General features: G+C 53.8%; 10 protein-coding genes. 2 read left to right on the top strand and 8 right to left on the bottom strand.

Annotated features, from left to right (window positions below; genetic code table 11):
- Positions 1 to 27: 27 nt before the first annotated feature.
- From menB to P398_RS0114510, 4 genes are read right to left on the bottom strand one after another with little or no spacing between them, the layout of a single operon-like run.
- On the bottom strand, positions 28 to 852 hold the full coding sequence (menB, locus tag P398_RS0114525) for a 1,4-dihydroxy-2-naphthoyl-CoA synthase (RefSeq protein WP_024371629.1): 825 nt from the start codon (positions 850 to 852) through the stop codon (positions 28 to 30).
- A complete protein-coding gene (locus P398_RS0114520) occupies positions 853 to 1,632 on the bottom strand; it encodes an alpha/beta fold hydrolase (protein ID WP_029335915.1) in 780 nt (259 codons plus the stop codon).
- Entirely contained in the window at positions 1,629 to 3,278 is a 1,650-nt protein-coding gene (gene menD, locus P398_RS0114515; protein WP_029335914.1) for a 2-succinyl-5-enolpyruvyl-6-hydroxy-3-cyclohexene-1-carboxylic-acid synthase, read from the bottom strand. Before menD ends, P398_RS0114520 begins: the two co-directional genes overlap by 4 nt.
- A complete protein-coding gene (locus P398_RS0114510; protein WP_029335911.1) occupies positions 3,275 to 4,660 on the bottom strand; it encodes an isochorismate synthase in 1,386 nt (461 codons plus the stop codon). Before P398_RS0114510 ends, menD begins: the two co-directional genes overlap by 4 nt.
- Positions 4,661 to 4,825: 165 nt before the next feature.
- Here P398_RS0114510 and P398_RS0114505 point away from each other — a divergent pair, with 165 nt between their 5' ends.
- Both P398_RS0114505 and P398_RS0114500 read left to right on the top strand, forming a co-directional pair.
- Complete coding sequence (locus tag P398_RS0114505; protein WP_024371625.1) at positions 4,826 to 5,725, top strand: 1,4-dihydroxy-2-naphthoate polyprenyltransferase; 900 nt, start codon at positions 4,826 to 4,828, stop codon at positions 5,723 to 5,725.
- Positions 5,726 to 5,743: 18 nt separating this feature from the next.
- Positions 5,744 to 6,295, top strand: a complete 552-nt coding sequence (locus P398_RS0114500; protein WP_024371624.1) for a beta-class carbonic anhydrase — start codon at positions 5,744 to 5,746, stop codon at positions 6,293 to 6,295.
- A 39-nt stretch (positions 6,296 to 6,334) separates the two neighbouring features.
- On the opposite strand, the gene P398_RS0114495 is transcribed toward P398_RS0114500, so the two are convergent.
- From P398_RS0114495 to P398_RS0114480, 4 genes are all read right to left on the bottom strand, one after another.
- Entirely contained in the window at positions 6,335 to 7,282 is a 948-nt protein-coding gene (locus P398_RS0114495) for a YihY/virulence factor BrkB family protein (RefSeq protein ID WP_024371623.1), read from the bottom strand.
- 67 nt (positions 7,283 to 7,349) lie between these two features.
- The gene (locus P398_RS0114490; RefSeq protein WP_034799538.1) at positions 7,350 to 7,784 is read right to left on the bottom strand and encodes an NUDIX hydrolase; all 435 of its coding nucleotides are present in this window, start codon (positions 7,782 to 7,784) and stop codon (positions 7,350 to 7,352) included.
- A gap of 66 nt (positions 7,785 to 7,850) precedes the next feature.
- Entirely contained in the window at positions 7,851 to 8,777 is a 927-nt protein-coding gene (locus P398_RS0114485) for a carbohydrate kinase family protein (RefSeq protein ID WP_029335908.1), read from the bottom strand.
- Between the two features lie 117 nt (positions 8,778 to 8,894).
- The gene (locus tag P398_RS0114480; protein ID WP_029335905.1) at positions 8,895 to 10,802 is read right to left on the bottom strand and encodes a heavy metal translocating P-type ATPase; all 1,908 of its coding nucleotides are present in this window, start codon (positions 10,800 to 10,802) and stop codon (positions 8,895 to 8,897) included.
- Positions 10,803 to 10,960 lie beyond the last annotated feature (158 nt).

The following is a 10,960-nucleotide window of genomic DNA, read 5'->3' as shown; positions in this document are numbered from 1 at the left end:
GTAGCGAAGTCGCTACTCTCGTACAGATTAAGGGAAACGCGGGAACTGACCGAAGTCCGGGTCGCGTTTTTCTTTGAACGCGTCGCGTCCTTCTTTTGCTTCTTCCGTCGTGTAATAAAGGAGCGTCGCATCGCCTGCGAGCTGTTGGAGACCTGCGAGGCCATCCGTGTCGGCGTTCATCGCCGCCTTCAAGAAGCGGAGCGCAGTCGGAGAGTGTTGCAAGATTTCTTGGCACCACTGGATCGTTTCTGCTTCGAGTTGCTCGAGTGGGACGACCGTGTTGACGAGGCCCATGTCGAGTGCTTCTTGCGCGTCGTATTGACGGCAAAGGTACCAAATCTCACGGGCTTTCTTATGGCCGATGATGCGCGCCAAGTAGCCTGAGCCATACCCGGCGTCGAACGAACCGACTTTTGGTCCGGTTTGACCGAAACGGGCGTTATCCGCGGCGATCGTCAAGTCACAGACGACGTGCAAGACGTGTCCACCACCGATGGCGAATCCAGCGACCATGGCGATGACCGGTTTCGGGATGACGCGAATCAAGCGCTGAAGGTCGAGGACGTTCAAGCGTGGGATCTCATCGTCACCGACATAACCGCCGTGCCCACGAACCTTTTGGTCTCCGCCTGAACAGAACGCCTTTTCGCCTTCACCTGTCAAGATGATGACGCCGACTTCTTTGTCGTCACGGGCGCGCGCGAACGCGTCGATCAATTCGTTGACCGTGAGCGGACGGAAAGCGTTCCGCACTTCCGGGCGGTTGATCGTGATTTTGGCGATCCCGTTCCACTTCTCATATTTAATATCTTCATACGTACGGACCGATGTCCAGTTTGCTACTGATTCCATTTAATTTCCCCCTAAAATCAATTTCTTTATCATTGTACCAAATTGTTGGGCGTTCTCGATATGTGGAGCATGACCTGCAGCCGAAATTTCGTGAATTTGAACGAGTGAATGTTCGTCGCGCATTCGTTTCGCGATTGCTTTGAACTTCAGGTCGTGTTCCCCGACGATCAAATCGGTACGAGGCAAGCGGTCTAGAAGCGGCCAAAGTGACGGCATACTGCCGGTCCCGATGGCGCAGAGACTGTTCGCGAGTGCCGATGGGTGTTGCGCTAAACGCTCGGGACGAAGGGAAGCGCGCATCTCGGCTGTCTGATGCCAAAGCGGAAGCTGTTCCCAACGGTCGACGAACGCCTCGATGCCACGCTGCTCGAGAAAAGTGGCGAGCTCTGCGTCTTGCGCTCTACGCTCCCGCCGTTCGGTCGCGGATTCGAGTCCGGGGGTCGTGCTAATCCCGATGAAATGCTCGACGCGTCGATCGCAGACGGCGAGTGTCATGCCGATGCGGCCGCCGAGCGAGTAGCCGATGACCGTCCAAGGTCGATCGTCGAGGTCGAGCAGGGCAGACAAGTCCCGGACTTGTTGACTCATGTGCAGGCGACCTCGTTCGGGACACGCCGTTCGGCCGTGCCCGAGGAGCGACGGGGCGACGAGGTGGACCGGGAGATCCGGGAAACGTGTGAGCCAATCAGCCCGTCCGGTGAATCCGTGTAGCAACAGGACCGGTCGGCCTTGCCCGCGTTCGAGCACTTCATAAGCGACGCCGCGGATGTGGCGAATCATGTGCCGTTCTCTAATGTGAGTCGGTCACAGATGGAAGCCGTCCATTCGCGGTGCGCCAAGACGTTCGCGGCCCGGTCAGACGGGAACTCGATTACGTGGACGCCTGTCTCGATGGCATCCCGGACGTCTTCCGGTCGCTCGACCAAGCGATAGGTCAAACCGTACGTTTCAGCGAAGCCGCGCACGTTCAAGTCAAGCGGAGTTCCATACAAGTCTTCGAACATTTGCGGCTCGATAGCGGCTTGAGGCAGGAACGAGAAGATACCGCCCCCGTTGTTGTTGACAATGACGACCGAGAACGAGCCAGGATGTGTCTTTAGCAACTGTAAAGCGTTGCTGTCATGGTAAAACGCCAAATCTCCGACGAGGAGGGCTGCTTTTTCTGTGTCGTGACACGCGCCGAGCGCACTCGAAAGGATCCCGTCGATGCCATTCGCGCCCCGGTTGGCGAGCACGTTGATCGTTTGTCCGGCTGCAAGCGTCGTATCGACGTCGCGGATCGGCATGCTGTTGCTGACGAAAAGTCGTTCGATCGAGGTCGCAAGCAAGTGGCGTGCCAATGCGCTTTCTCCACGGAGGCCGTGTTTCGCCGACTCACTGACGCGTTCGAACGTCATGAAACGATTGGCGTAACGAACATCATACGGCGTATCGATAACGGTCAAATAATCGCGCGCGTCCCCGTAAACGACGGTCGCGAGACTAGAAGGGTCACGGAACGATCCGGGCTGATCGATCACGAGTTGTGTCGTGTCATCGAGCCATTGGTTCAACCGTTTCGACACCGGGGCGGCGCCGAAGCGAATGATCGCATCCGGCAGCCATTCACCGGAATGTTCACTCGCGAGCCACGTATCATAGTTGGCGCATACCCCTTCGAATCGGCGCATCCCGCTGAGCGGATCTGCGAACACGGGGATGTGATACGTGGTGGCTGTCGTATGGATCGACTCAAGCCATTCAGCTGGCGTGCCCGGACCGACGACAAAGACGATCCGGTCGGCCGCGACGATGTGTTTAAAACGAGTCAAATCGTTTGGAACTGGTCGCGCGTAAGCGACTCCGTACGCTTCTGGGACAGCGGTGAGGAGATTTTTTAACTGCTCGATGTCCGGCAATAACGGTTCGCGGAACGGGACATTCATATGAACCGGCCCGAGTGGGGCTTGCATGCTGAGGCGGACGAGCCGGCCGACGCCTTGCCCCATGTAATGGTGCGCTTTTGCATCCGGGACCGGCAAGTCGAGGCTCGTCTTCACGTGCTCGCCGTAAAGTCGGACTTGGTCGATGGCTTGCGGGGCCCCGACGTTTCGCAATTCGTGGGGCCGATCGGTCGTCAAGATGACGAGCGGCAATTGAGCGATATACGCTTCGGCGACCGCGGAAAAATAGTTCGTGGCGGCCGTGCCGCTCGTACAAATCAAGGCGACCGGACGAACCGTCTCGGACGAACGCGTCAGGCCGAGGGCGAAGAATGCGGCCGACCGTTCGTCGACGACGATATGGTGGCGGACTTGTGGATGCAAGTACGCGGCCATGGCGAGCGGTGTCGACCGTGAACCTGGGCTGATGACGATGTCATGCACGCCTTGTTCGACGAGCTGGTTCATCATGTGCGCGACCCATGCTGTTAACGTGTCGTTCATGACGGATTGCCTCCTGGGGCGACGGGATGGAAACCGAGGGCTTGTTTGATCGGGCTCAATTTCATCTCGGTCTCTTCTAATTCTGATTCGAGTTCAGACTCCTGGACGATTCCACAGCCTGCATACATGGCGACGAACTGGTGGTGGACGAGCGCGGACCTGATGGCGACGACAAACTCGCCCTCGCCGTCGGTGTTCAACCAACCGAACGGGGAACCGTACCAACCGCGGTCGAATCGTTCAATGTCACGTAGCAAGCGGACAGACATCCGTTTCGGGGAACCCCCGAGCGCCGGCGTCGGATGCAGCGACTCGATGATGGACAAGATCGAAGCGTTCGTATCGAGCGTCGCTTGGATCGGTGTGTGCAAATGATAGACAGAACGCGTCTCTAAAACCTGGGGTGATTCAGGTGCTTTGATCGTAGCTGCGTATGGGTTGAGTGCGTTTTTAATCGCCTTCACAACGATTTGATGTTCTTCTAGGTTCTTTCGGTCTTGAAGCAACTGCGCTTTCGCGATTTCGGCCTCGCTGTCCGTATCGGGTCGTTTCATCGTACCGGCGATGGCGGCTGTCTCGATGTAAGGGCCTTGTTTTTTAAGCAACCGCTCCGGTGTGGCGCCGAAAAAGCCGATTTCACGTTTCGGTTGATATAAAAACACGTAGCTGCCCAGTTGTTGGTCCGATAAGTGACGGAGCGTCTGCGCGAACGGGAACGCCTCGTCCGACATTTGATAAATCTCTTCGCGGGCGATGACAATCTTTTCGACTTTCTCTTCGTTGATATATTGTTTCGCCTGTTGGAAACTCGATTTAAAGTGGTCGACGCCGTCTTTCACTTGTGAATAGGTAGGTTTTTCGGTATCCGGTGCGTGGAGCGCATTGAACTGTGCCAATTGGTCGGCCAATTGAATTAAATATTGCTCGACAGAACGCTTAGCGGATACGAGCGTCGACACGGTCAACGTATGTTTGTCACCGAGACGGCGGTATAAAAATTTAGGGACGACGAGAGACGCTTCCCCGAACGCCTCCCACATGTTTTTTTGGGGCCGGACGAACGTGTCGAATGAAAATCCGGAGAACGCGTAAATCGTCGCATCGACGTCGCGGCGATGCAAGCTCCAATCATACTGGAGCCGTTGAAACCGTTCCGGTCCCGAGGCGCTTAAGACGAGCGCGTCCGCACAACCGAGCATCTCGAGCGTGCGGTCAGGTGAGGCAAAATAGTAGTGTGACGTCTCTGTGTTCTGAATGATATGAAACGCGTCGAACGAAGGGATTTCCCACGTGTACGATGCGAGGACAGGTCGTTGCCACGCGCGAGCGCGTTTATGGGCCTGTTCGATTCGTTGTTTAATGTGTGTTTGAGTATCTGGCATGAACGAAAAGCCTCCTCAATCCAATAGAATTCTCATCTTTTAGTGTATCATGACTTGACGGCTGAACCGTCCGTCAAATGCTCGGAAATAGGCGAGACCGTTTCGAGCGGCGGGCATTGACAGATTTTTTTACATAGACGTAAACTAACGAAGGGAGGGGAAGAGATGAAACAGAGAGAAAAAGGCGCATATTGGCGCATGATTCGTCCGCATACGTTGACGGCAAGTTTTATTCCGGTGTTGCTCGGAACGTTCATCGTCATCGGTGAGGTCGAATTGAAGTGGGGATTGTTTTTGGCGATGCTCATCGCCTCGGTCTTAATTCAAATCGCGACGAACTTGTTCAATGAATATTACGACTACAAACGCGGGCTCGACCACGAAGGTTCGATTGGAATCGGGGGCTCGATCGTTCGTGACGGCTTCACGCCGGGGCAAGTGCTCACCATCGCTCTTGGGATGTACGGTGTTGCCGCCGCGCTCGGTTTGTATATCGCCGCGTCGACAAGCTGGCATCTATTATGGATCGGGGCGCTATCGATGGTCGTCGGTTATTTATATACGGGTGGGCCGCTACCGATTGCCTATACCCCGTTCGGAGAACTCGTGGCCGGTTTATTCATGGGCTACGTGATCATCGGTATTTCGGGTTACATCCAAATCGGGATGGTGACGACAGAGTTGCTCATCGTTTCGTTCCCGATGGCGTTGTTGATTGGTGCGATTTTACTCGCCAACAACATCCGGGACTTAGATAACGATAAAGAGAACGGTCGACGGACGATCGCATGTCTCGTCGGGCATCGCCGAGCTGTGCTCGTCTTGGCAGGATTTTTCGTGGCAGCTTTAGTCGGAATTCTCGTCGGTGTGTTCGTGTATGGTGTTACACCATGGGTATTGCTGTCACTGTTCACGATTCCACTCATGGTCCGCGCTGTGAAGCGGTTCTGGGTGAAACGTGAACCGGTTGAATTGATGCCGGCGATGGCGATGACGGCGAAGGTGAACACATTGTTCGGGGCGTGGATGGTCATCGGTCTGATGGTTGCCCGCGTGATCACATAACGTAAAGGAGTGGGGAAAATGTCAGTCGTCAAAGAAATGTTAGCGTTCAATGAACGATTCGTGACGGAAAAACAGTACGAGCAGTTCGTATCCGATAAGTTTCCAGATAAAAAAATCGTCATTTTGACGTGTATGGACACACGATTGACAGCTTTGTTACCGCAGGCGCTCGGGCTCAAAAACGGGGATGCCAAAATTATTAAAAATGCAGGAGCCGTCTTATCGCATCCGTTCGGTTCGGTCATGCGTTCGATTCTCGTCGCTTTATATGCGCTCGGAGCGGAGGAAGTGATCGTCGTCGGACACTATGACTGCGGGATGGCCGCCATCGATCCGAACGCGGTCATTGCTGAGATGGAGCGGCGGGGGATTGACCCTCAGACGCTTCAAACACTCAAAGCGTCCGGGATGGATTTGGAGAAGTGGTTGCACGGATTCGATTCGGTCGAGGCGAACGTCATGAACTCGGTCAGCTTGATTAAGAATCATCCGCTCTTGCCACCGGAAACGAACGTCCATGGATTTGTCATCGACCCGGGAACGGGGCGACTCGACGTCGTCGAGGTGTGAATAAGAAAAGGCGAACTCGACTGTCGAGTTCGCCTTTTCTTATCCGTACGTATTGATTGGGATATCTTTATAATCGTCTTCTGTTTCGCCTTTTTTCTTCGCTTTCTTGTTCTTCTTGAAATCACGTTCATATTCTTGTTCGCTTGGGGACTTGAAGAATCGCATCCACGTGGCGTTGATCTCGGAGCCGATCAAGATGATCATACCGGTCAATTGAAGCCATAATAGTGTCACGATAATTCCGCCGAGCGAACCGTACGTCGAATCGTAGTTTCCGAAGTTCGACACGTATAGACTAAACCCGAGCGAGACGAGTTGCCACGTGATGACCCCGAAAATGGCGCCTGGAATCGTGCTCTTCCAAAAGACGTGTTGCTGGGGTGCGATTTTATAGAAAATCGACAGCGTCAAAATCAAGATGACCGTCGTCAGCGCGTAACGGAAAATATTGATTAAGATGACCTCGGCCCCGGAAATCGGAAGGAATTCCATAAGGAACGAGATGATCTGCGACCCGAACACGTTCGAGACGATGAGGAGCAATACGCCAACACCGAGTAAGAACGTCAATCCGAGGGCGATGCCTTTACTGACAAAGAAATTTCGTTCGTTGTCTTCCCCGTAGGCGTGAATCGCCATGTTGATGAGCCGCTCGACCCCTTTCGAGGCCGACCAAATCGCTAAAATCGCACCGATGGAGAGCAGTCCGCCACGCGGTTCCCCGAGCGCTTCAAAGATGCCCGATAGGAACTCGGTCGCGGCCGCGCCTGGGGCCAAGTTGTTCAACTGCTCTTGGAATGACGCCTGTGTGATGTCAAAGAACGACAGCAGCGCCAGAATGAAGATGATTCCTGGGAAAATAGATAAAAACCAAAAAAAAGCGAGCGTCGCACCAAAGTCTTGGACGTTATGCTCTTTAAATCGGCGCAATAATTCTTTTCCGAACGCGAGCCAATTCTTTTTTTCTTTCACTTCTTTCGTGTCCATAGCATGCCTCCTGAACGTTATCGTTAGAAACTATCTTCCCGATTTGTGAGGAGGTTACACTATAAATTCAATATTCAGCCAATGTTTTGTCGTAGAAGCGCTCTGAAGACTGACTAAGCAATTCTGCGAGCGAGGGCGGACGGACGGGAAGGTGGCTGAGTGCACTCCGTTTGATCCACATCGGTGTGTAGGATCCTTCTGTCTGTTCGGCTTGAAACTCTTCGCCCGTCCCGGTCCCGAATTTGCCACCGGTGACGCGGGCCCAGTAGTAGGGGTTCAATTCACCGTTGAATGCGACATGGGCGGCGACGCCTTCAAGTTCGACGTGTACGCCGAGTTCCTCGTATGCTTCGCGTATCGCCGTTTCTTCGGTCGTATGGCCAAATTCGACACCTCCGCCCGGGAAGACATAATAAAGGACGTCAGCTTTTTCGCGACGAATGAGGGCGATCTCATCTTGTTCATTGACGAGAATGATGGCGCTCCGTTGTTTCGTTCTCATGAATTCAATCATTCCTTTCTTCAAACCGAGAACAAAACGCATCGACACGGCGGTCGATGCGTTAGCTCAGTCACGTGTTGGTTGTTCAAGTGAAGCATACATCTCAGGCGTCAGTCCGTTGTCATGAGAGCCGATGACTTTCCCGGCGACACGCATGCCGAGACGAAGTGCATCTTCAATCGAATGCTCTTTCATGAGCTCGGAAATAACGGCAGAGAAGAAGGAATCCCCGGCGCCTGTGGAGTCGGCAACTTTCACTTTCGTCGTCGGCACGTGACCTTGTTCGTTCGTGCGAAGGTCGACGTAGACGGCTCCGAGCTCGCTCATCGTGACAATCGTGAGCGGCGCTCCTTTCATGGCGAGCACCTCGGCGACGCGAAGGGCATCGTCAACCGTGACGATGGACATATCCGAGAGAATCTCGGCTTCTTCGCGGCTACAGATGAAGCCCGTGAACCCTTGGAGCAAGTGACGGTTGCGTTCGATGACCGAGAGGTGACCACATACACCGTATAGCGGGAGTTTCATCTCACGGCACAATTCAATCGTCTCGTTTAAGACGTTGACCGATAAGTCGAGGTCGATGGCGACAGCCGTGCTCTCGGCGAAAACGGTATCGATGCGACGGAGGATGCATTGTTCCATCATCGCCTCGTCAGGTTGTTTTGAGATTGACGTCTGGAGGTCACCGTTATTGTCCATGACCGCGAGCCACATACCCATGCCGTTGTCTTCGAGCAAGTCGACGTGTTCGACATTGACGTTCAAACTGCGTAGTTCTTCGAGGACACCGATTCCGATTTGATCGTTCGTCACGGTCGAGACGAACCGAACATCGTTACCGAGGACACCTAAGTTCTGAGCGACGTTTCGTCCGGTGCCACCGTTTGAGAAGGCGATATCTCCGACGTTTTTCGCATCTTTATGGAGCGGGGCGAACGACGTTCCTTTTATGTCGACAAACACTTTGCCGATTACTGCAATCGTATTCATACCTTGTACCACCTTTAGTCAATCTACCTATTGTTTCGGTCTGTTAGACACATTGTTTCAATTATAGCGAAATCGGCATTTGCTTTCAATGACGGTTTCGTGACGTGTCGAAATTTGTCAGTCCCACGATGAGCTGAGCAGACGGAGACCGTTCAATATGACGAGGATGGTCGACCCTTCGTGTCCGACGACGGCGAACGGCATGACGAGCAGTTCAAAGATGTTCGTAGCAATCAAGACGAGGATGACGCCGAGGGCGAAGATCACGTTTTGAAGGACGATTCGATTCAGTTTGCGCGACTGCTCGATGGCTGAACTGAGGCGGACGAGGTCGTTTTTCATGAGGACGACATCCGCCGTCTCAAGAGCGGCGTCTGTCCCTTCGCCCATCGCGATGCCGACGTCGGCTGTGGCGAGAGCGGGGGCGTCGTTAATGCCGTCACCGATCATGCCGATCGACCCATACTCTGCCTTCAACAACTTGATTTGTTCGACCTTCTCATCCGGCAGGCACTCGGCGATATAACGGGTCAAACCAGCTTCTGTCGCGATGGCCCGCCCAGTCGCCTCATTGTCGCCGGTGATCATGATCGTGGCGATACCGAGACGGTTCAAGCGCTCGATCGCTTGCTTCGCTTCTGGACGTAGCGTGTCACGCAAGGCGAAAGCCCCGAGGGTTCGGGTTTCGTCACTGATGAAGACGAGCGTATGGCCGGCTTCTTTCAATCGTTCGACTTGATCAAGGAAAAAGTCGCCGCTCGCGTCCGCGAATTTTTGTTTGCCGACCCGGTACGTGACGCCGTCAATCATAGCCTCGATGCCTGAACCGGTGACGTCTTTGAACTGTTCCATCGTGCCGGTATGTTTTCCCGTGTAGGCAACGAGCGCTTCGGCGAGCGGGTGCATCGAATGCTCTTCAATCAAACTGACGATCCGGAAGACGTCATGTTGTGTGACGTCCGGGTGAAGCAGAACGTGCTGGACTTCGGGTTTTCCGATCGTAAGTGTTCCTGTTTTGTCGAACGCGATAGCTTTGAGCCGCCCCATGTTCTCGATATGGACGCCGCCTTTAAACAAGATGCCGTGTTTGGCGGACGAGGCGATGGCGGCCAAAGCGGCTGGCGTGATCGCTGCGACGAGCGCACAAGGGGAGGCGACGACGAGCAAAATCATGCCACGATATATGCTCGTCTCGAGCGACCAAGGCGTGAAGACGGGACCGAGCAAGATGATGGCCGCAACCGAGAACAAGACGACTTGGACGTAACGTCCTTCGTAGCGGTCGATGAATTGGGCGGACGGGGACTTCTCTTCCTGCGCTTGTTGGACCATTTGAATGATCTTTTGGAACAACGTCTCCGTGGCGAGTTTTGTGACTTCGAGCGTCAAAACGCCGTTCAAGTTCACACTCGAACCGAACACGTCGTCACCGACGTTGCGCTCGACTGGAATCGATTCACCTGTGATCGCAGCTTCCTCGATCGAGGCGCCACCGCTCAAAATGCGTCCGTCGACCGGGATTCGTTCCCCAGGGCGGACGTAAATCCGGTCCCCGACCGACAGTTCGTCGATATGCACGACGTCTAACCCGCCCTCGTCGTTAAATCGGGTCGCTTGTTCCGGCTGCAGTTCCATCAGTGATTCGAGGGCGCGTTCATTCTTGTTCATCGTGTACGTCTCGAGCGCACCCGATAAGGCGAAGATGAAAATCAAGATGGCACCTTCCATCCAATAACCGATCGAAGCGGCTCCGATTGCCGCGATGATCATCAACAGCTCGACGTTTAGCGACCTTGTCTCCCACATGTCGGTCAATCCTTCCTTCGCTTTAGCGTAGCCGCCGATTAAAAAGGCAGCCAAATAAAGGGTGACGTGAACCCAAGACGTTCCAACTTGTTTTTCGGTGATGTATGCGAGTACAATCAATACACCGCTGATGAGCGCCATGATGAGCTCGATATGTTCGAACCAATTTGCCCGTTTGAAGACGTGGCTTTTTTCGTGTGTGGCGGTTGATGTGTTCATGAGGCACCTCTTTCTAATTGAGAATATATATCATTCAAATGATAATTGGTGAGGATGATTATCATTATCTTTTGCCTAAAATTAAGGATTAATCGGTTATTAAGCGAATACCTTATTTATAATAATTATCATTTAAGTTCATTTTATCATGGAAGATA

The organism is Exiguobacterium aurantiacum DSM 6208, from assembly GCF_000702585.1.
Lineage (GTDB): Bacteria > Bacillota > Bacilli > Exiguobacteriales > Exiguobacteriaceae > Exiguobacterium > Exiguobacterium aurantiacum.
Note: the sequence above shows the minus strand (reverse complement) of the source record. Positions and strands in the feature narration are given on the sequence as shown.

Bases quoted from the DNA above. Each gene is read 5' to 3' on its own strand.
- menB (WP_024371629.1), bottom strand. From the start codon at position 852: ATGGAATCAGTAGCAAACTGGACATCGGTCCGTACGTATGAAGATATT.
- P398_RS0114490 (WP_034799538.1), bottom strand. From the start codon at position 7,784: ATGAGAACGAAACAACGGAGCGCCATCATTCTCGTCAATGAACAAGAT.
- P398_RS0114500 (WP_024371624.1), top strand. From the start codon at position 5,744: ATGTCAGTCGTCAAAGAAATGTTAGCGTTCAATGAACGATTCGTGACG.
- P398_RS0114485 (WP_029335908.1), bottom strand. From the start codon at position 8,777: ATGAATACGATTGCAGTAATCGGCAAAGTGTTTGTCGACATAAAAGGA.
- P398_RS0114505 (WP_024371625.1), top strand. From the start codon at position 4,826: ATGAAACAGAGAGAAAAAGGCGCATATTGGCGCATGATTCGTCCGCAT.
- P398_RS0114520 (WP_029335915.1), bottom strand. From the start codon at position 1,632: ATGATTCGCCACATCCGCGGCGTCGCTTATGAAGTGCTCGAACGCGGG.
- P398_RS0114495 (WP_024371623.1), bottom strand. From the start codon at position 7,282: ATGGACACGAAAGAAGTGAAAGAAAAAAAGAATTGGCTCGCGTTCGGA.
- menD (WP_029335914.1), bottom strand. From the start codon at position 3,278: ATGAACGACACGTTAACAGCATGGGTCGCGCACATGATGAACCAGCTC.
- P398_RS0114510 (WP_029335911.1), bottom strand. From the start codon at position 4,660: ATGCCAGATACTCAAACACACATTAAACAACGAATCGAACAGGCCCAT.
- P398_RS0114480 (WP_029335905.1), bottom strand. From the start codon at position 10,802: ATGAACACATCAACCGCCACACACGAAAAAAGCCACGTCTTCAAACGG.